Origin of the sequence: Zophobihabitans entericus, assembly GCF_011745665.1 — a bacterium.
GTDB lineage: Bacteria > Pseudomonadota > Gammaproteobacteria > Enterobacterales > Orbaceae > Zophobihabitans > Zophobihabitans entericus.
Genome location: NZ_CP050253.1, coordinates 2,537,874 through 2,556,774, shown reverse-complemented (window position 1 = coordinate 2,556,774; position 18,901 = coordinate 2,537,874). Strand labels below are relative to the sequence as shown.

Sequence of the window (18,901 nt, the reverse complement as noted above, 5' to 3'; positions counted from 1 at the left end):
ATAAATTATTTATCTTTAGCCAATTAAATGACTCAATTTTAAAAATTATGCGGTTCTACTACTAGAACTATTGAGGATTTTTCACGTCTAGCTTATCATTTCTCTATACTTTAATGTGTTAAACTTATTATAATGATGCCCAGATTTTTTAAATTTATTCTTTTATCTGTTAGTTGGAATACAAATGGAAAACCAATCGAAATTAAAAACCAGTAAAGAAATCATTTCATACCTGTCTGCCGAGTTCCCTCAATGTTTTACACTAGAAGGTGATGCGAAACCTCTTAAAATAGGCATTTTTCAGGATTTAGTTACTCGTTTAGCCGATGATGAGAATGTCAGTAATGCCAAACTTCGTTCAGCGTTACGTACTTATACTATGAGCTGGCGTTATCTGCATAGCATTAAAGAAGGTGTTCATCGTGTTGATTTAGATGGTAATTCTGGTGAAGTATTAACTGCCGAACATGTCGCCCACGCGCAGCAACAACTAAAAGAAGCTAAAGAAAAAGTTAAAGCACAACGTATTGCTGAAAGTAAAAATAATAAAAAGAGTGATAAGTCCGCACCGGCTAAATTTGTTAAAAAGCCTAAAACAGCGAATTCTTCTGTAAATCCAAAAACAAAAGAAACGAATAAAACGGCGGTAGCGCCAAAAGCCCAACCCGCTGTTTCGTATAAAAAGGCAGATCTTAGCCGCTTAAATGTGGGCGATGAAGTTAAGGTCAGTTTAAGCCGCAATCCAGTTAGTGCTACATTAACAGCAATTGAAAAGGATTGTGTCAAAGTAAAAATTGCTTCAGGTATGGAATTAACCGTTAAACCGGAACATATTGTAGTATAATAGGATTAGCCTTATGAGCGCAGCTCTTAGCTGTGTACTATTTGAGAAATGGAATGAATAAATTAGTAAAAGTTATATTATTTGCGGCAATTAGTTTTGGTATTTTGTCTACCAGTAATGCGAAAGATTATACCATTCAGCAGCTCCCGTCTTTACAGCCTGACGATATCCATGAAACAGTGGCGCGACGGGTAACTAACTATTTTACTCAATCCCATTATCGTGACTTTAAATTAGACGACGAATTTTCTGCTAAGATTTTTGATCGTTATTTAAAACAATTGGATTATGGTAAGTTAATTTTTACTACCTCGGATATTGAACAATTCAAAGGTAAAGAAACACAGATTGCCAGAGAACTAAAAACTGGTCAGTTAGTGCTTGCTTACGAGCTTTATAATTTATCATTAGAAAAACGCTTTATTCGCTATCAATATGCGCTTGGTTTACTGAAAGAACCGATGAATTTTGATACGGATGAAGAGATAGACTATAACAGTGACGATAAACCGTGGGCAGCATCAGAACAGGAGCTGGATGATTACTGGCGTGCACGTGTTCGATATGATGAATTAAGTCTGGCGTTGACGGGTAAAACTGAAGATGAAATCAGAGAAGCACTGACTAAACGTTATACCCGTGCTTTGAAAACCTTAACTCAAACAAACAGTGAAGATGCATTTCAGGTGTTTATGAATGCCTTTGCCCGTGAGATCGATCCTCATACCAGTTATTTAGCTCCAAGAAAGAAACGTGACTTCGATGCAGATATGAGCCTGTCCTTTGAAGGCATTGGTGCAACCCTTAGTCAGGAAGATGACTATACGGTTATTATGTCATTTGTGACCGGTGGTCCGGCTGAGCGTAGTGGTTTACTTTCTATTGGTGATAGAATCATAGGTGTTGGTCAAAAAGGCCAATCGATTGAAGACGTAATCGGATGGCGTTTAGATGATGTTGTCGAGCTGATTCGTGGTCCAAAAGAGACAACGGTCGTTCTGGAAATTTTACCAAGCGGTAGCAACTCTAAACCAAAAACCATTGAGTTGATCCGTGATACCATTCGTTTTGAAGATCGTGAAGCTAAGTTGTCTGTGGTTGAAAATGAACGCGGCAAAGTTGGTGTAATCGAGATTCCTGGTTTCTATATGGGATTGACGGATAAAGTTAAAGAGCTACTGGGTGAGATGGAGAAAGATAACGTCTCAAGTCTGGTCATTGATCTGCGTAACAACGGTGGTGGTTCTTTAGCTGAAGTTATTTCTTTAACTGGTCTATTTATTGAATCAGGTCCGGTAGTTCAGGTTAGAGATAATTTACAAAAAATTATTCAATATGATGATCGTGATGGTGTTGTTTATTACAAAGGTCCGATGGTTGTTATTGTGAATCGGTATAGTGCTTCTGCTTCAGAAATTTTTTCAGCAGCAATGCAGGATTATGGACGCGCTGTCATTGTCGGTGAGACAACCTTTGGTAAAGGTACTGTTCAAACTTCTCGTAATATAGCCTATCCAATGGATGAGAAACTACATCCTGATTGGCCGGCACTGGGTGGTGTTCAATATACTATTCAAAAATTCTACCGTATTAATGGTGGAAGTACTCAGCTAAAAGGTGTTGAGCCGGATATTGCGATGACGAAAACTCAGTTAGCTTCTGAGACGGGTGAACGCTTTATGGATAATGCTTTGCCGTGGGATAGTATCCGTGTGGCAAAATATCAATCATTAAGAAATATTGCTTCGATTTTACCAGAGTTAAATCGTGCTCATGCGGTTCGTATTAGTAATAATCCAGAGTTTGCTTATATTGAAGAAGATATCATTCGTTACAATGCGGAAAAAGATCGTCAATATATTGTGTCATTAAATAAAGCGAAGCGTGAACAAGAGCAGGCAGAAAATGATAAGCGTGAACTGGACAGAACTAATGAACGTTTAACCAGAGCCGGATTACCTGTAATTAAGAATTTAGATGAATTACCTGAAGATTATAAAGCTCCGGATGCCTTCTTAGATGAAGCTGTGCAAATTGCTCAGGATATGGTTCCTTTATATCCGGAGATCGAAGGTAAAAGTTTTAATGATGTGGTTGAAGAAACCCTGAGAAGTAAAGGCCAAATATTTAATATTAATATTGGTAAATAGACGAAGAACATTTGTATTTTAGGAGGAGTTATGTCAACGGATCTTAAACTGGCACTATGTGCTGTTGTTTTTTTCCTCGGTCTAATCACTTTATTTGGATCGCAAGTCTTTTTATTCTAAGTTCCCATTGACCGATGGGCGGCAACTCATTATAGTATGCCACCTGAATTTAGAAATACCGTATTAGGTGAGATGTCCGAGTGGCTGAAGGAGCACGCCTGGAAAGTGTGTATACGGCAACGTATCGAGGGTTCGAATCCCTCTCTCACCGCCAGAAATAAAAAAGAGACCTTAGGGTCTCTTTTTTATTTCTGGCAGTTCGAGACGGTAAAAGAACCCTTGTCAGGGTTCGACACCGGAGCAGGGCCGGGTATTTATATAGCCATATTTTACTCTAATCTATTGATTAATAAGCATTTATCAATTGAAATATGCAATTAAATCAAATGGTTATTGTTTTATCTGGTGTTTGTTTTTAAAAGCATGGCTATGTTGTGTAGCTAATGTCCTGTGTTGGTGTTAGCAGGGTGATTGCGCGGGAAGCACGCCCCGTTGGCGTGCAGTTTAGTGTAGTGCTTGTTATTAGTATGGTACGTTGGGGTGGACTCACCGCCCTTGCGTAACTAGAGTTTTGTGGTGTTATTAGCAGGGTGTTTGGGTGGGGAGCACGCCCCACTTGGCGTGTTTTTTTGGTGCTATTGTTAGCATTGGGTTTGGGGTGGGTTGTGCCACCCTTGCACAACTAAAGTTTGTTGGTGATGTGGCAGATTCCGTGGGTTTGATGGCCTACCGTACACCATAGGCGCCCGCTCGAGGACTCGCTAAGACCTATGGAATACGCTCTCCATCAAATTCAAATTCAAACTCCACTGTTCTAAAGACCCAAAAGCGCGACTGCGTCGCGCAACTCAATCATAAAATAGACCTTTTAAAGAAAAATCTTAGATTCTCTATCCAGTTGTTAATAAAAGCATCAAATAAGCAATAAACACGACTAAATGAGCAGTACCATTGAGCTGATTAGTTCTGCCTGTTCCAAAAGAAACAATAGATAACAACAAGGCAGTAGAGAGAAGAACAGCATTAGCTAAGGATAGACCAAAGACCAGAGACTGACCTGTAATAAGTGCAATCAGGGTTACTGCAGGAACAGTTAATGAAATTGTTGCAAGCACTGAGCCAAAGAAAATATTCATTGCTCTCTGGACGTGATTATTAACGACTGCTTTGAGTGCCCCTAGCCCTTCTGGTGATAAAATCAATAGTGCTACCAGAAAACCAGTAAATTGTGCCGGTGCATTCATTCTTTCCAGTAAATGTTCAAGTGGTACTGCATTAACTTTAGTGATTGCGATAACGGACACTAAATGCACAATTAACCAAATAGCATGCCATAGATTACTATGTGACGATGGCTTCCCGTGGTGTCCACCATCACTATCGTGTTCTTCATCTTCATGCTGATAGATGAAAAGTTCCTGATGAGTCTTGGTCTGGATTATCAGAAAAACTGCATACATACCAGCAGAGAGTAGAGCAACCACAGCCATTTGAAGCATGGAAAATGTGTTATCTACTAACGTAATAGGTAACACCAGAACAATCATAGCTAGTGGGAAGATGGCCATCAGGTATTGCTTAATGCCGGCCAGATTAACATATTGAGTAGCAAACTTTCGGCCACCAAGCAGAAGTGCGATACCAACTAAGCCACATGTGACTATCATAATGATGGAATAGAGAGTATCTCTCATTAAGGTCGGGCCAGCTTTACCTGTTGCCATTAAAGCTGAGATTAGACTCACCTCTAAAATGACCACAGATAAACTCAAAATCAATGAACCATAAGGTTCCCCCAGGCGGTGGGCAAAAATATCAGCATGACGGACAACACTAAATGCGCTATATAAAATAGCGGTAATTGATAAGAGGTTGATCAGGATCATAACCAGCAGGCTTTGAGTTGCCTGACTGAAAAAGACGATCGGTAGAGTAATAAGCGCTAAAATTACCGCATATTCCTTATGTCTGGAATTAGAGCTTTGTGACATTTATAGCTATCCTTGAAGTTTAGAGCAATTAAATATAATAATTCAAATAGTGGTTTCCAATAAAAATATGACAGATTACAATATAAATCAATTTTTACTTTTCAACTGGGATTATAACTATGTATCAAGATCAGATTAAACACGAGCTGTCAGAGGCGGTTGATGTACTTACGAAGTTTATTTCTAATGAGCATAATATTAAGACGATTCAGGATGCTGCTATCTTGTTAGCTAATTCTTTTAAGCAGGGTGGTAAAGTTTTATCTTGTGGTAATGGCGGTTCTCATTGTGATGCAATGCATTTTGCTGAAGAACTCACTGGACGCTTCCGCGAAAATCGCCCGGCTTATCCGGCGATTGCTATTTCAGATCCAAGCCATATCTCTTGTGTAGGTAATGACTTTGGTTATGACCATATTTTTTCCCGCTATGTAGAAGCAGTTGGCCGTAAAGGTGATGTGCTGCTTGGGATCTCTACTTCTGGTAATTCTGCTAATGTCCTTAAAGCAATTGAAGAAGCCAGAAAACAAGGTATGAAAGTGATCGTTTTGACCGGTAAAGATGGCGGCAAAATGAAAGGTCTGGCAGATGTTGAAATCTGTGTTCCTCATTTTGGCTATGCTGACCGTGTTCAGGAAATTCATATCAAAGTGATTCATATCTTAATTTTGTTAGTTGAAAAAGAGATGGTTCGTAAATAGGATCTAAGATTATTATGTGTGAACTACTGGGAATGAGTGCCAACGTGCCAACAGATATCTGCTTTAGTTTTACTGGACTGGTAAAACGAGGTGGGGGTACTGGGCCTCATAAAGATGGCTGGGGAATTACCTTCTATGAAGGTAAGGGGTATCGTGCCTTTAAAGATCCTGAACCCAGTTATCTTTCACCAGTAGCAAACATGGTACAGAACTACCCGATTAAATCTATGGCGGTTATTGCCCATATTCGTCAGGCTAATAGTGGTGTCGTGGCTTTAGAAAATACGCATCCCTTTACCCGGGAACTCTGGGGAAAATACTGGACGTTTGCTCATAACGGGCAGTTGACAGATTATCAGAAGTTAGAAACAGGTTTTTTTCAACCGGTTGGTGAAACAGATAGTGAATATGCTTTTTGTTATCTATTACATAAATTGATCACTAAATATCCGCAAAGGCCTAAACAGTGGGCAGGTGTATTTCGCTATATTGCTAAGTGTGCCAAAGAGCTCAGTAAGCTTGGTGTGTTTAATATGCTATTGTCTGACGGGCAATACGTTATTGCTTATTGCTCAACTAACCTACACTGGATCACAAGGCAGGCACCATTTGGTAAAGCTAAACTCATTGATGAAGAAGTAGAAATTGACTTTCAAAAACATACTTCGCCGACTGATATTGTGACTGTTATTGCTACTCAGCCACTAACCAGTAACGAGCACTGGCATAAAATTCAGCCAGAACATTACGAACTATTTAAAAACGGTTTACAGATAAAGTAGATAATATTTTTTATAGTGTATGTGTTGTTTTTACGTGCGGTTGTTCATTTCTGAATAAATATTTTAATCTGATCAGGGTTAATATTCCGATCGCTGATAAAATTATCCATGGTAATTTAGGGAAATTAATCTGATTAGCAATATCATACAACCATCCTGCACCTGTATAGCCTATAAAACCGCCTAGGGCGAGCCCTAAGCGACTAAATCCCATATAGCTACCCTTAGACCTTGGATTCGCTAAAAATGAGCTTAAGGTTTCTCTGGCTGGCTCTGCGATGATTGAACCAAAATAGAAAATAGCAATAAAGATAAACAGCAGATATAGCTCAGAAATAAATGTAATGACAATAAAGCCAAAAGTCATCAGACAAAGCCCAAAAATAAGCCTTTGGTCTAAGCGGAAACGTTTTTCACTCCAGCGCGCAATAGGGTAAAGTAAACCGAGCGAAAGCATGGCCTGAATAGCATACATCCATTTTACGTAACTAGGGCTACCGGATATGACAGTTACAGTAAGAGGTAACATCAGCATAACCTGTACCCAGAGAACATAGTAGCCTGTCAGGGTGAGAACATAAGAGCGAAATTTTTGATCTTTTACTACTGATTTCATACCAGCAATAATTGGAGCCTTACTGACAGAGATATGATAGTTAGGCAGGAATATCACATTAAAGATAGCGCATAAAAAGAAAATAAGCGCCCCCATCCAGCAGACAAACTGAAAGTCATAATCAATCAACCAGCCGCCGATTAAAGCACCGATAACCGCACCAGCATTATCCTGAATAATGAGTAATGAGATGAATCGACCACGTTCATGTGGACGTGTGAATTTAATTGCCAGAGCCATGCGAGGAGGATCAAACAGGAGTCCGCCTAGAGCTGACAGTAAACAGGAGAGAATTAAAATCCAGGGCTCACTGGCAAGTGCCATAGAGCTAAATCCCAGACCGCGTAAAATCATGCCAGAGATAATCATTGGTTTAGCACCAAAGCGATCGGCGATGGCGCCACCAATAATTCCAAATCCTTGCTGAACGAATTGACGAAAACCTAAAGCAAAGCCAACAAAGAGGGCACTCCAACCAATTTGGCTTACAAAGTGAGTAGAAACTAACGGAAATACAATAAAAAACCCAAGAACAATAAATAGATTATCTAATAATAAAATTGTTCTGCCCATTTTACGGGCTTTCGAGGGGAGTGGCATATTATCTCTCGTAAAGTTAATTAATTCTGGCTGCTAAATATCCATTATAGTCAGGGATCTCTATTTCAAGTTCATTATTAAAAAGTGGAGAATTAACAAATACGTCAGCTGTGGCCCGGTTAGTCGCTACCGGAATATTCCAGACTGTAGCCAGACGTAATAAAGCTTTAACATCAGGATCATGAGGTACTGCGTTTAATGGATCCCAGAAGAAAATTAAGATATCGATCTTACCTTCGGAGATAAGTGCACCAATTTGTTGGTCTCCACCCATCGGGCCACTCAGCATTGCTGTGATAGATAAACCAGTATTTTTCTGAATAAGTGTTCCGGTTGTGCCTGTAGCGTATAAATTATGTAGGGAAAGCTCTTGTTTATTGGTTTCACACCATTGTAATAAACTACTTTTACAGTGGTCATGAGCAACTAAGGCAATATTCTTTTTGACAGGGATAAGACGTTTGGTGAGTTGCATGTTAGATCCTTATTAACCATATATAATTTATGGTTTTATCAGAGTTAACTATAAAGTGCAATATGAGGCAATAAAAAAAGGCACCGAAGTGCCTTTTTTAGATTCATATAAATATATTTCTATATTTAATTAGAATTGGTAGATTAAACCTAGAGCAACTGTGTCTTTAGTGTCGCCTTTAGCAAAACCATCATCTTCATCAAGAAGGTTGATTTTGTAGTCAACGATTGCGCTTAAGTTTTTGTTGAAGTCATAAGTTGCACCAACTTCTACATATTTAACTAAATCTGCATCAGCAGTTTTGTCTTTATGTTGGATGTAAGCAACAGATGGAGTTAAACGACCAACTTCAAAGTCGATACCGTATTGAGCAACGATTTCATAACCTTGTACTTTTTGGAAATCATCTTTCTCTTGAATGAAGATACCAGCTACATATAGGTTGTTAGCGTCGTATTTAGCACCTAAAGACCAAGTTTTTAGGTTATCTTTTGAAGTTTCAGCATATACACCAGCTACAGAGAAACCTGAATCTAGGATTGCATAATCAGCAGAAATACCGTATGACTCGTGGTTAAAACCAGTTGTTTTTGTTACTGGAGTTGTTGTGTCGTCGATATCAGTATATTGGTCACCGTCAGCATATTGTAATGCGAAGCTTAAACCATCAACTAAACCGAAGAAATCAGCATTACGGTAAGTTAATACGCTGCTAGTACGACCACCTAGGTTGTAAGCAGTTGCATCACCACCGAACTCTGGTAATACGTCGGTATAAGCTGTTAAGCCTTTAACGATACCGTCGTTACGACCGTAATCGATAGAACCTAAGTTACCGAATTTTAAACCAGCAAACGCATAACGAGTTTCAGTTGAAGCACCTTTACCTACGTTAGTGTTCCACTCAGCACGGCCGTAACCAACTAGAGAATCAGTGATTTGAGTTTCACCAGTGAAACCTAAACGAGCTGTAGTGTGGTCACCGTCAACATCAGTAGTGTTTTCATGTGAAGTGATGTAGTTTAATGCGTAAACACGACCGTTCACGTTTAATTTGTTACCATCTTTGTTCCAGATCTCGATAGATGCGTTAGCAGCGCCAGCAACTAGAAGAGCCGGGATAGCGATAGCTAGTAGATTACGTTTCATTTTATACCCTCATTGGTGTTATTAGGACACCTGCCACTGCTCTAGGTTTTCACCATTGAGAGTTTGGTGTCAGTGTTATCGTGATAATAGAAAAAACGTATTTAAACTATTACCAATTATTTCAATTGGACAAATTATATTTATTTTTTTATAAAATCAAGCGAACTTTTACGAAAAAGTGCTGTCTATATAGAAAATACGGTCTCTTTGCTTATTTTTTGACCAATAATTTGTCTTTCTTACTATTTTACTCTATTAAAAACTCGCGTTTCTTGGTGTTCTTGGGAATGGAATTACATCCCTCACATTTTGTATGCCTGTAATATACGCGATTAAGCGCTCAAATCCAAGTCCAAATCCTGCATGTGGCACAGTTCCATAACGACGAAGATCACGATACCACCAATAATCTTCTTTATTTAAGCCCATTGCCAGCATACGCTCATCTAATTTATCTAAACGCTCTTCACGCTGAGAACCACCGATGATTTCACCAATACCCGGCGCAAGGACGTCCATAGCGGCTACAGTTTTGCCATCTTCATTCATACGCATATAGAATGCTTTAATATCTTTTGGATAGTTTTTAACGACGACAGGTGCTTTAAAGTGTTTTTCTGCAAGGAAGCGTTCATGTTCAGATGATAGATCAATTCCCCAGCTTACCGGGTTTTCAAATTTTTGACCGCTGGCAAGGAGTATTTCAATCGCATCAGTATAATCGATTTGAGCAAAGTCAGAACTGACAAATTGTTCTAAACGAGTAATTGCTTCTTTATCAACATGCTCAGCAAAGAATTGCATATCATCCGCACGACGCTCAAGAACGACTTTAAAGACATGTTTAAGCATCTTTTCAGCTAAACCAGCGACATCATTTAAATCAGCAAAAGCGACTTCCGGTTCAATCATCCAGAATTCTGCTAAGTGACGAGTTGTATTTGAGTTCTCTGCGCGGAATGTTGGTCCAAAAGTATAAACTTTAGATAGTGCACAAGCATAAGTTTCTACGTTTAGCTGACCAGATACTGTTAAAAATGCTTCACGACCGAAAAAGTCTTTATCAAAATCAACATCATCTTTAGGTGTTTTTGGTAAATTTGCTAAATCTAAAGTAGAAACACGGAACATCTCACCCGCCCCTTCAGTGTCAGAAGCAGTAATAATTGGTGTAGAGATCCAGAAGAATCCTTGTTCATCAAAAAATTGGTGGATAGCTTGCGCTAAAGTATGACGAATACGGGTAACAGCACCAACAATATTAGTACGAGCACGCAGATGAGCAACTTCACGCAAGTATTCGATAGAGTGACGCTTAGCGGCCATTGGGTAAGTATCTGGATCTTCTACTAAGCCCATGACTTCAACTTGTGATGCTTGTAACTCAAATTGTTGGCCCTGACCTTGAGACTCAACAATTTTTCCTGTTACACGTACTGAACAGCCTGTCGTTAAACGTAAAACGTCTTGCTGATAGTTAGGCAGATTACTTTCAATAACAGCCTGAATAGGACTAAAACAAGAACCATCATAAACAGCCAGGAAAGAAATCCCTGCTTTTGAGTCACGACGTGTTCTGACCCAGCCTTGTACAGTTACTGTACTTCCTACTGCGATTTTACCTTGTAAAACATCAACAATTGTTGCAACAGACATAACAAACTCTCTTTATTATTTAAAATAAAATTAATCTTTGACATTAAATGCACGTTTTAGCTCAGCAATAAATGCTGTGTCCTGAGAAATTGTTTTCCCTGGACTATCAGACAATTTTGCTACAGCTTTACCATTACATTCAACTAATTTAATCACAATATTTAATGCTTTGGTATTTGATGTATCAGTTAAAGGCAGATCACACGTTAAATGACCACCGATACCAAAGGATAATTTCACTCTATTATAGAAGTGTTTATAAATTTTTATAGCTTTAGTGAAATTAAGGCTGTCAGAAAAAACTAAAATTTTCTTTTTCGGATCAACGCCTAAACTTTCATAATGAGCAATAGCCTTTTCGCCCCACTCAATAGGGTCACCTGAATCATGACGTAATCCCTGATAACTTTCTGCAAATGATTTATTAAAATCATGCAGAAATGCATCCATAGTAATACAATCTGTTAATGCAATATCAAGATCATTTGGATATTCATCTAACCAAACTTGCAGCGCTAAACGCTGACTATCGCCTAGATTATTCGTTAATCTTTGATGTGCCTGAAACCATTCATGCGCCTGAGTACCTACCGGATTTAACCCATATTTATGAGCTAAATGGTAATTACTGGTACTATTAAAGCCGGGAAAATACTCTTTTAAATGAACAACTACCGCTTCCTGAACCGCGGCAGAATAGCGGCGACGCGTACCAAAATCCATAAGATGAAACTGGGAAAGATCCAAGTCTGCTGTATCATATTTAAATTGGTTGAGCTTAACTTTCAAACGTTCCAGCGCTTCTGGCACACCAATATTTGCTGTTCTTTGACTATGAATAACTTCACTTACCACAGCAAGCAGGGGAACTTCCCATAAGATAACGTCCAGCCAGCGACCTTCAATTCTGATATTTAAACGACCATTAACATCCTGAATATCTACCAGAGACGGATTATAACGAAAATCTTTCAGCCAGGACAAATAGTCTTCTTTAAAAAAAGGAATAGAAGAAAGATAATTAAATTCATCGTTGGTTAAGGATAATTGTCCCATTAACTGAACCTGATGACGGATCTCATCAGCATACTGACCTAATAAGTCGTCACTTCGGCAGCGGAATTCTGCCGCAACAACCGCATCCGGATAATGGTGAAAGGCCGCTTGTTGCATATGTAATTTATATGCATCAGTATCAAGTATGGACTTCAGGATTGGTTCGGATGAAGGTTTTTTACAATGTGTTAGCATGTGTAGTTGTTAATAATATAAAACGGGATTCGTCCGGTGATTATAGCAGAATAATTTTTTTGGAGTATATTAATCATCAATTCTTGATTTTTTTATATATAATTTAGTGATACGTCACATAATTTCAGATTTTTTATGGATTAAAGTATGAGCCAGACACAACCAACAGCTAAATATCGATTAGATTATAAACAACCTGATTTCACTATTACAGATATTGAACTTACTTTTGAACTTGCTGCAGAAATCACTACAGTCACAGCCAGAAGTCAGGTTGTTCGCAAAAATGCACAAGCAACCCAGTTTGTGTTAGATGGAGAAGATCTCAAGCTGGTTTCGGTTAATATCGATGAACAGCCATGGACAGATTACCAGTTAACTGAATCTGCACTGCTCCTAAATAATGTACCGTCTGATTTTACATTAACTATTGTAAATGAAATCAAACCAATTGATAACACTGCGCTGGAAGGATTATACGTTTCTGGTGATGCACTGTGCACACAATGTGAAGCTGAAGGCTTCCGTCATATCACTTATTACTTAGATCGTCCGGATGTACTGGCTCGTTTTACGACTAAAATTATTGCAGATAAACAAAAATATCCGTATCTGCTCTCTAATGGTAATCGTATTTCTCAGGGTGAGCTGGACAATGGTCGTCACTGGATTCAGTGGCAAGACCCATTCCCAAAACCAAGTTATCTGTTTGCACTCGTTGCTGGTGACTTTGATGTATTAAAAGATCACTTTGTGACGAAATCCAAACGTAATATCGAGCTTGAAATTTATGTTGACCGCGGTAACTTAGACCGTACTTACTGGGCGATGGAAAGTTTAAAAAACTCCATGCGCTGGGATGAAGAGCGCTTTGATCTGGAATATGATTTAGATATTTTTATGATCGTAGCTGTTGATTTCTTTAATATGGGCGCGATGGAAAACAAAGGGCTTAATGTTTTCAACTCTAAATACGTACTAGCTAAAGCTGATACCGCAACAGATGATGACTATTTAGGGATAGAGTCAGTTATTGGTCATGAATACTTCCATAACTGGACAGGTAACCGCGTGACTTGCCGTGACTGGTTTCAGCTTAGCTTAAAAGAGGGTTTGACGGTTTTTCGTGATCAAGAATTTAGTTCAGATTTAGGTTCACGAGCCGTCAATCGAATTAATAATGTGCGCGTTATGCGTAGTGCTCAGTTTACTGAAGATGCCAGTCCAATGGCGCATCCGATTCGTCCTGATCAGGTTATTGAAATGAATAACTTTTATACATTAACTGTGTATGAGAAAGGTTCTGAAGTGATTCGTATGATGCATACCCTGCTTGGAGAAGAAAAATTCCAGAAAGGGATGAAGCTCTATTTCAAGCGTCATGACGGTAGTGCTGCAACCTGCGATGATTTTGTACAGGCGATGCAGGACGCGTCTGGTATTGATCTGACTCACTTTAAATTATGGTATAGCCAGTCAGGTACGCCAGAACTCACTGTAACAGATCATTATGATGCTAAAACTAAACAATATACTTTAACTGTTTCTCAGGTAACTCCGGCGACTCTTGATCAGAAAGAGAAACAAGCCCTACATATTCCACTGGATATTGAACTTTACGATTCAAAAGGGCAAGTGATTGCTTTGCAACATCAGGGTAAAGCGGTACATCACGTCTTGAATGTTCAGCAGGCAACGCAGCAGTTTATTTTTGATCAGGTACCGGAAAAACCGGTGATTTCTCTTCTGCGTGAGTTTTCTGCTCCAGTAAAACTACATTATGATTATCAGGATAGTGAACTGGTATTTTTAATGCAGCACGCTACTAATGAATTTAGCCGTTATGATGCAGCGCAGACTTTATTGGCCAAATATATTCGTTTAAATGTCAGACTCGCTCAAAACAACCAACCACTGGAATTACCAGAAAATGTGATCGATGCTTTTAGGGCAGTTCTGCTATCTGATGTGTTAGATAAAGCGTTGATTGCTCAAATGCTGACTTTGCCTTCAGAAAATGAAATCGCCAACTTATTTGATGTTGTTGACCCTGATGCTATCGCTTTGGTGCGTGCGTATATTATTCAACAATTTGCAACAGAGATGCAGGATGAGCTCTGGGCAGTTTATCAAACTAATAAAACACCGCATTATCAAATTGAACATAATGATATTGCTAAACGTGCACTGAAAAACTGCTGTTTAGCTTATCTGGCGACGTCACCAGATCAAATGATGGCAAATCAGTTGGTTAAAACTCAGTATCGCTCTGCCGATAATATGACTGATGTGCTTGCTGCGCTTTCAGCAGCCATGAAAGCTCAGCTAGAGTGCCATTATGCACTGATGATGGATTTTGAAGATAAATGGCATCAGGATGGTTTAGTTATGGATAAATGGTTTGCACTGCAAGCGACAAGTCCGGCTAAAGATGTATTAAAGCAAGTGAAAAAACTACTGACTCATCGGTCATTTAGTCTGTCTAACCCAAATCGTATTCGTTCTCTGATTGGTGCATTTGTATCTAATAATCCAGTCGCTTTCCACGCAATTGATGGAAAAGGGTATGATTTTTTAGTGGAAATGCTGATGGAGCTGAATCAGAAAAACCCACAAGTAGCCGCACGTTTAATCGACCCGTTAATTCGTTTAAAACGCTATGATGCAACACGTCAAAAATTGATGAGATCAGCCTTAGAACGTTTATTAAAACTGGATAAGCTATCTAATGACTTATATGAAAAAATTACTAAAGCACTGGCTAGTTAAGGAATAACCAACGTGGATATGGAACAAGTTGTACAGGAGCTATCCGTTTTAGAATTAGCAGAGAAAATTAAAAATCACGACAAAATCTTCCTGTTAGATGTTCGTGAGCCCAGAGAAGTCGCAATTTGTACTCTTGATGGCGCGGTGCACATTCCGATGAATATGATCCCTTTAAATATGGATAAAATTCCCGATGAACAAGATATTGTAATCTATTGCCATCATGGAGTAAGAAGTTTATCGGTTGCACATTATCTGATTGAAGCGGGTTTTGATGCTGAGCGAATTTATAACTTAGCTGGTGGAATTGACCAGTGGGCGAAAAACGTTGACCGGACAATGGCTATTTACTAAGGCTATTTTTATAACAATAAATGATAGCTCAGAAAGATCATGGGAACTTTGTTTCTCAGGCGATTTTCTAGTAGAATACCCAAATAATTGAACAATAGGGATTGTTGCGTGACACAGACTACAACGTTTTCTTCGCAAGAGAATCTGGTTGAAATTCATGATATGTCTTTCTACCGGGGTAGCCGTCCTATCTATAAAAATATGGATCTTGTGGTGCCAAAAGGCAAAGTGATCGCGATTATGGGGCCTTCCGGTATTGGTAAAACCACATTACTGCGTTTAATCGGTGGGCAACTAAAACCACAAAGTGGCACTATCCTGTTTGATGGACATAATATTCCAGCCTTATCCCGTTCCCGTCTCTATGAAGTACGTAAACGTATCAGCATGTTATTCCAGTCAGGGGCTCTGTTTACTGATCTTAATGTTTTTGATAATGTGGCTTATCCTCTGCGTGAACACTTCGATTTACCTGAACCTATCTTACATAATTTAGTGTTAATGAAATTAGAATCAGTTGGACTACGTGGTGCAGCCTATATGATGCCTTCTGAACTCTCTGGTGGTATGGCCAGACGTGCAGCACTGGCTCGAGCGATTGCACTTGATCCTGATTTAATTATGTTTGATGAACCGTTTGCCGGACAAGATCCGATCTCAATGGGCGTGATCGTTAAACTGATTGCCGAGATTAACCGTTCTTTAGGGCTGACCTGTATCGTGGTAACCCATGACGTGAACGAAGTATTAAGTATTGCTGATTATGCGTATATTGTTGCAGAGCAGCGTATTATTGCCGGTGGTACGGCAGATGAGCTGCGTAATAACTCAGATATGAGAGTGAAACAATTCTTAGAAGGTTTAGCTGATGGTCCTGTACCTTTCCACTATCCGGCGAATAATTATAAAAATGACCTTATCAATGCAGGAGGTCGTCTCTGATGCTGAACTTTTTAGCTAAACTGGGTCAGTCCGGGATTAATTTTTGTGCAATGCTTGGTCGTTCAGGCATGATGTTATTTGGTGCACTGATCGGGCGTCCTGAGTTTAGAAAGCAATTTCCTTTATTGATTAAGCAATTCTATTTTGTTGGTGTGCAATCACTCACTATCATTATTGTTTCTGGTCTGTTTATTGGTATGGTGCTTGGTTTACAAGGCTATTTTATTCTGACGACATTTAGTGCAGAAGCTAGCCTGGGTATGTTGGTTGCGCTGTCTTTACTGCGTGAACTTGGGCCGGTTGTGACAGGGCTATTATTTGCCGGACGCGCAGGCTCAGCACTGACTGCTGAAATTGGTTTAATGAAAGCCACAGAACAACTTTCAAGTATGGAGATGATGGCGGTTGATCCGCTGCGTCGTATTATCTCTCCGCGTTTCTGGGCGGGTTTTTTCTGTATGCCATTCTTATCCGCTATCTTTGTTGCCGTTGGTATTCTCGGTGGGGCAATTGTTGGTGTGGAGTGGAAAGGTATTGATTCCGGATTTTTCTGGTCGTCCATCCAAAGTAATGTGGACTTCTGGCATGACACGATGAATTGCTTTATCAAGAGCTTTGTATTTGCCATTGCATCAACATGGATTGCTCTCTTTAACGGATATGACTGTGTTCCTACATCAGAAGGAATCAGTAAAGCAACAACCAGTACGGTTGTTTATTCATCATTAACGATTTTAGGGTTAGATTTTATTCTAACCGCATTAATGTTTAGTTGAGGTCACATAAATGCAAAGTAAAAAAGTAGAAATTACAGTCGGTCTATTTATGCTGATCGTTATTTGTTCTGTACTGTTTCTTTGTTTCAAAGTTACAGATGCCAGTTCAATTAGCAGTGGCTCAAGCTATCGTGTATATGCTATTTTTGATAACGTAGGTGGTTTAAAAGCACGTTCACCGATTAAAATTGGTGGTGTGGTGATTGGCCGAATCGATAATATCTCATTAGATTCTGAAACTTATAAACCCTATGTTTCAATGGATATTCAAAGCCAGTATAAAACTATTCCAAGCAGCAGTGCGTTATCGATCAAAACCTCAGGCTTACTTGGTGAACAGTTTATTTCTGTTGACCTTGGAATTGATAAAAGTATTGAAGATGAGCTGGATATGCTTGATGCACCGGATGCACCAGCAGCCCCAGCAGATAATCGACCAGCCTATTTCAGTGAAGGTTTTGTGATTCACAATACCAAGCCGGCAATGGTGCTTGAAGATTTAATTGGCCAGTTCCTGTATAAATCAGATACTTCAGAGACTGGTGAAAGTGAGAAGAAGGAATAAGATATGTTAAAAAAAGCGCTCGTTATTGTAGCATTTTTCTTTATGTCATCAGTTATGGCAGCTGACGGTACAACTAACCCATATAAACAAATGCAGGTGGCAGCTGATCAGTTGTTTAAAACCTTTGATGCTAAACAGGCTGATATTAAACGTAATCCTGATCTTCTAAAAGATCTGGTTCGTCAGGATTTACTCCCTTATGTACAAACTAAATATGCCGGTGCACTGATTTTAGGTAACTACTATCGCGATGCAACAGAAGCTCAGCGTGACGCTTATTTTGCTGCATTTGAGGATTATTTAGTGCAGGCATTTGCACAAGCTTTATCATTATATGATGGCCAAAGCTATCAGGTTGAGGCTGAGAAAAGTGTTGATGGTAAAAGTATTGTTTCTATTCGTATTCTGCTTATCAGCGCGGATAAAAACCAACAACCAATTCGTTTAGATTTTCAGTGGCGTAAAAATACTCGCTCAGGTGAGTGGAAAGCTTATGATATGATTGCTGAAGGTGTCAGCATGATCACCACTAAACAAAATGAGTGGGCGACGACACTTCGTCAAAACGGCATTGATGCGCTAACTAAGCAATTGCAACAACTTGCCAGTCAGCCGGTTAAACCGGAACAAACGAAGTAATTAAACATGAATATGTCACAATCGGTACAATGGCAAAAGCAACAACAGACACTAGTCTTAAGTGGTGTGCTTGACCGTAATACTCTAAACACTATCTGGCAGGAAACCGACATCGCACAAAATATGCAGAGTATAGATGTTTCTGCATTAACTCGCGTTGATTCTGCCGGGCTGGCACTGCTTGCCTATTATTGCACTCATCATGATATTGCATTGCGTGGTGTCAGTAGTCAGCTAAGTACCTTGATTGAGCTCTATAACCTATCTACAGTGATAAAAGTACAATGATAACGAACGATGAAATTTCTCAGGTATTGAAAAATGCCGTTGATTTAGATGAAGTCCATGTTTCCAGTGAAGATGGCAGCCACTTTCAGATTATTGCTGTAGGTGAAATATTTGATACGATGAGTCGGGTCAAAAAACAGCAAACTATTTTTACTCCGCTTGCTGCTTATATTGCAGATAATCGTATTCACGCAGTATCAATTAAAACATATACGCCAACTGAGTGGCGACGTGAAAGAAAGTTAATGGGTTTGTAGTCTGTAAAGAATAGTACCCGTAAAGAATAATAAAAG

19 protein-coding genes and 1 tRNA gene are annotated in these 18,901 nt (G+C 39.2%); 14 read left to right on the top strand and 6 right to left on the bottom strand.

What is annotated here, in order from left to right; genetic code table 11:
• Positions 1-184: 184 nt before the first annotated feature.
• The 4 genes from proQ (at position 185) to IPMB12_RS12195 (ending at position 3,796) form a co-directional block, all read left to right on the top strand.
• Entirely contained in the window at positions 185-844 is a 660-nt protein-coding gene (gene proQ / locus IPMB12_RS11570) for an RNA chaperone ProQ (protein WP_166917565.1), read from the top strand.
• Between the two features lie 53 nt (positions 845-897).
• Positions 898-2,994, top strand: coding sequence for a carboxy terminal-processing peptidase (prc, locus tag IPMB12_RS11565; RefSeq protein ID WP_166917564.1), 2,097 nt, complete (start codon positions 898-900; stop codon positions 2,992-2,994).
• Positions 2,995-3,180: 186 nt separating this feature from the next.
• Positions 3,181-3,268: transfer RNA gene (locus IPMB12_RS11560), tRNA-Ser, on the top strand.
• Between the two features lie 402 nt (positions 3,269-3,670).
• Complete coding sequence (locus IPMB12_RS12195) at positions 3,671-3,796, top strand: hypothetical protein (RefSeq protein ID WP_267313347.1); 126 nt, start codon at positions 3,671-3,673, stop codon at positions 3,794-3,796.
• Positions 3,797-3,944: 148 nt separating this feature from the next.
• Here IPMB12_RS12195 and chaA read toward each other — a convergent pair whose 3' ends face one another.
• The gene (chaA, locus tag IPMB12_RS11555; RefSeq protein WP_166917563.1) at positions 3,945-5,045 is read right to left on the bottom strand and encodes a sodium-potassium/proton antiporter ChaA; all 1,101 of its coding nucleotides are present in this window, start codon (positions 5,043-5,045) and stop codon (positions 3,945-3,947) included.
• Positions 5,046-5,164: 119 nt separating this feature from the next.
• Between chaA and lpcA the strand changes: the two genes are divergently transcribed.
• Both lpcA and IPMB12_RS11545 read left to right on the top strand, forming a co-directional pair.
• Positions 5,165-5,746 carry a D-sedoheptulose 7-phosphate isomerase gene (gene lpcA / locus IPMB12_RS11550; RefSeq protein WP_166917562.1) on the top strand — a complete coding sequence of 194 codons (582 nt, stop codon included), beginning with the start codon at positions 5,165-5,167 and terminating at the stop codon, positions 5,744-5,746.
• 14 nt (positions 5,747-5,760) lie between these two features.
• Positions 5,761-6,528 (top strand): class II glutamine amidotransferase, encoded by a 768-nt coding sequence (locus IPMB12_RS11545; protein WP_166917561.1) that lies wholly within the window; start codon positions 5,761-5,763, stop codon positions 6,526-6,528.
• Between the two features lie 10 nt (positions 6,529-6,538).
• Here IPMB12_RS11545 and mdtH read toward each other — a convergent pair whose 3' ends face one another.
• The 5 genes from mdtH to pncB form a co-directional block, all read right to left on the bottom strand.
• Positions 6,539-7,744, bottom strand: coding sequence for a multidrug efflux MFS transporter MdtH (gene mdtH / locus IPMB12_RS11540; protein ID WP_166917560.1), 1,206 nt, complete (start codon positions 7,742-7,744; stop codon positions 6,539-6,541).
• Between the two features lie 16 nt (positions 7,745-7,760).
• Positions 7,761-8,219, bottom strand: coding sequence for a methylglyoxal synthase (locus IPMB12_RS11535; protein WP_166917559.1), 459 nt, complete (start codon positions 8,217-8,219; stop codon positions 7,761-7,763).
• 129 nt (positions 8,220-8,348) lie between these two features.
• A complete protein-coding gene (locus IPMB12_RS11530; protein ID WP_166917558.1) occupies positions 8,349-9,368 on the bottom strand; it encodes a porin in 1,020 nt (339 codons plus the stop codon).
• A gap of 255 nt (positions 9,369-9,623) precedes the next feature.
• Complete coding sequence (gene asnS, locus IPMB12_RS11525) at positions 9,624-11,024, bottom strand: asparagine--tRNA ligase (protein WP_166917557.1); 1,401 nt, start codon at positions 11,022-11,024, stop codon at positions 9,624-9,626.
• A gap of 30 nt (positions 11,025-11,054) precedes the next feature.
• Positions 11,055-12,275 (bottom strand): nicotinate phosphoribosyltransferase, encoded by a 1,221-nt coding sequence (gene pncB / locus IPMB12_RS11520; RefSeq protein ID WP_166917556.1) that lies wholly within the window; start codon positions 12,273-12,275, stop codon positions 11,055-11,057.
• A 147-nt stretch (positions 12,276-12,422) separates the two neighbouring features.
• Here pncB and pepN point away from each other — a divergent pair, with 147 nt between their 5' ends.
• From pepN to ibaG, 8 genes are all read left to right on the top strand, one after another.
• Positions 12,423-15,044: an aminopeptidase N gene (gene pepN / locus IPMB12_RS11515; protein ID WP_166917555.1), complete on the top strand. Its 2,622-nt coding sequence runs from the start codon at positions 12,423-12,425 to the stop codon at positions 15,042-15,044.
• Between the two features lie 18 nt (positions 15,045-15,062).
• A complete protein-coding gene (locus tag IPMB12_RS11510) occupies positions 15,063-15,398 on the top strand; it encodes a rhodanese-like domain-containing protein (RefSeq protein ID WP_166917554.1) in 336 nt (111 codons plus the stop codon).
• Positions 15,399-15,560: 162 nt separating this feature from the next.
• Positions 15,561-16,340, top strand: coding sequence for a phospholipid ABC transporter ATP-binding protein MlaF (mlaF, locus tag IPMB12_RS11505; protein WP_166917795.1), 780 nt, complete (start codon positions 15,561-15,563; stop codon positions 16,338-16,340).
• Positions 16,340-17,116 carry a lipid asymmetry maintenance ABC transporter permease subunit MlaE gene (mlaE, locus tag IPMB12_RS11500; protein ID WP_228720373.1) on the top strand — a complete coding sequence of 259 codons (777 nt, stop codon included), beginning with the start codon at positions 16,340-16,342 and terminating at the stop codon, positions 17,114-17,116. Before mlaF ends, mlaE begins: the two co-directional genes overlap by 1 nt.
• 10 nt (positions 17,117-17,126) lie before the next feature.
• Positions 17,127-17,681, top strand: coding sequence for an outer membrane lipid asymmetry maintenance protein MlaD (gene mlaD / locus IPMB12_RS11495; RefSeq protein WP_166917553.1), 555 nt, complete (start codon positions 17,127-17,129; stop codon positions 17,679-17,681).
• Between the two features lie 3 nt (positions 17,682-17,684).
• A complete protein-coding gene (gene mlaC, locus IPMB12_RS11490; protein WP_166917552.1) occupies positions 17,685-18,320 on the top strand; it encodes a phospholipid-binding protein MlaC in 636 nt (211 codons plus the stop codon).
• A 6-nt stretch (positions 18,321-18,326) separates the two neighbouring features.
• Positions 18,327-18,608: an STAS domain-containing protein gene (locus tag IPMB12_RS11485; RefSeq protein ID WP_208293502.1), complete on the top strand. Its 282-nt coding sequence runs from the start codon at positions 18,327-18,329 to the stop codon at positions 18,606-18,608.
• Complete coding sequence (ibaG, locus tag IPMB12_RS11480; RefSeq protein WP_166917792.1) at positions 18,608-18,865, top strand: BolA family iron metabolism protein IbaG; 258 nt, start codon at positions 18,608-18,610, stop codon at positions 18,863-18,865. The genes IPMB12_RS11485 and ibaG overlap by 1 nt, the downstream gene beginning before the upstream one ends.
• The last annotated feature ends 36 nt before the right edge of the window (positions 18,866-18,901 follow it).

Excerpts from the sequence above, each read along its gene's own strand:
- IPMB12_RS11510 (WP_166917554.1), top strand. The coding sequence starts at position 15,063 with ATGGAACAAGTTGTACAGGAGCTATCCGTTTTAGAATTAGCAGAGAAA.
- mlaD (WP_166917553.1), top strand. The coding sequence starts at position 17,127 with ATGCAAAGTAAAAAAGTAGAAATTACAGTCGGTCTATTTATGCTGATC.
- lpcA (WP_166917562.1), top strand. The coding sequence starts at position 5,165 with ATGTATCAAGATCAGATTAAACACGAGCTGTCAGAGGCGGTTGATGTA.
- pepN (WP_166917555.1), top strand. The coding sequence starts at position 12,423 with ATGAGCCAGACACAACCAACAGCTAAATATCGATTAGATTATAAACAA.
- pncB (WP_166917556.1), bottom strand. The coding sequence starts at position 12,275 with ATGCTAACACATTGTAAAAAACCTTCATCCGAACCAATCCTGAAGTCC.
- IPMB12_RS11530 (WP_166917558.1), bottom strand. The coding sequence starts at position 9,368 with ATGAAACGTAATCTACTAGCTATCGCTATCCCGGCTCTTCTAGTTGCT.
- IPMB12_RS11485 (WP_208293502.1), top strand. The coding sequence starts at position 18,327 with ATGAATATGTCACAATCGGTACAATGGCAAAAGCAACAACAGACACTA.
- chaA (WP_166917563.1), bottom strand. The coding sequence starts at position 5,045 with ATGTCACAAAGCTCTAATTCCAGACATAAGGAATATGCGGTAATTTTA.
- prc (WP_166917564.1), top strand. The coding sequence starts at position 898 with ATGAATAAATTAGTAAAAGTTATATTATTTGCGGCAATTAGTTTTGGT.
- mlaC (WP_166917552.1), top strand. The coding sequence starts at position 17,685 with ATGTTAAAAAAAGCGCTCGTTATTGTAGCATTTTTCTTTATGTCATCA.
- proQ (WP_166917565.1), top strand. The coding sequence starts at position 185 with ATGGAAAACCAATCGAAATTAAAAACCAGTAAAGAAATCATTTCATAC.
- mlaF (WP_166917795.1), top strand. The coding sequence starts at position 15,561 with ATGTCTTTCTACCGGGGTAGCCGTCCTATCTATAAAAATATGGATCTT.
- IPMB12_RS11535 (WP_166917559.1), bottom strand. The coding sequence starts at position 8,219 with ATGCAACTCACCAAACGTCTTATCCCTGTCAAAAAGAATATTGCCTTA.
- IPMB12_RS11545 (WP_166917561.1), top strand. The coding sequence starts at position 5,761 with ATGTGTGAACTACTGGGAATGAGTGCCAACGTGCCAACAGATATCTGC.
- asnS (WP_166917557.1), bottom strand. The coding sequence starts at position 11,024 with ATGTCTGTTGCAACAATTGTTGATGTTTTACAAGGTAAAATCGCAGTA.
- mdtH (WP_166917560.1), bottom strand. The coding sequence starts at position 7,744 with ATGCCACTCCCCTCGAAAGCCCGTAAAATGGGCAGAACAATTTTATTA.
- mlaE (WP_228720373.1), top strand. The coding sequence starts at position 16,340 with ATGCTGAACTTTTTAGCTAAACTGGGTCAGTCCGGGATTAATTTTTGT.